The following is a 507-nucleotide window of genomic DNA, read 5'->3' on the forward strand; positions in this document are numbered from 1 at the left end:
GTGCTAAAGTTTTAATCCCTTAAGATTATTCTCAAATACAAAGCCTTTTGACCAAGTACCAACAAGAAAATAAGTATCATCTTTGCTAAATTCTGCAAAACAGGCGTATTCCAATTCTTCAATTTGGATAGGGGTTAAGTCTTCAAATCCTAATATAAGGACCCTATCATTTGAAGTGAGAACAATGTAATTACCATCATTTGATGAAGCGATATGGACAAAATACTCATCGGTACTTTGAACTCCATTTTCGGTTAAATTTACTCTTTTTAAGACGGTTTTTAATTCAGCGTCCATAATTGTTAATTCATAGTCCTTATGAACAAAAATATAAACTTGATGAATTGGCTCATAATATACCAAATCCCAATTTGTTAATCCTAAATTTTCCACAATAGAATAAGATTGTTCTACCGAAGGGTCTTCAACCTTAACTAACTTATATTTCAAATAACCTTTTACCCCTTCCAAATAACTTAAGGTAAATAAATAGGAATTATCATATGG

The 507-nt window shown here is 30.8% G+C and carries 1 protein-coding gene; it reads right to left on the reverse strand.

Going from position 1 to position 507, the window contains the following annotated elements; translation table 11 throughout:
- Positions 1-3: 3 nt before the first annotated feature.
- A partial coding sequence (locus tag V7137_RS30325) for a hypothetical protein (RefSeq protein WP_335701506.1) occupies positions 4-507 on the reverse strand: 504 nt, incomplete at its 5' end.

Origin of the sequence: Neobacillus drentensis (assembly GCF_036962765.1) — a bacterium.
Lineage (GTDB): Bacteria > Bacillota > Bacilli > Bacillales > Cytobacillaceae > Neobacillus > Neobacillus drentensis_C.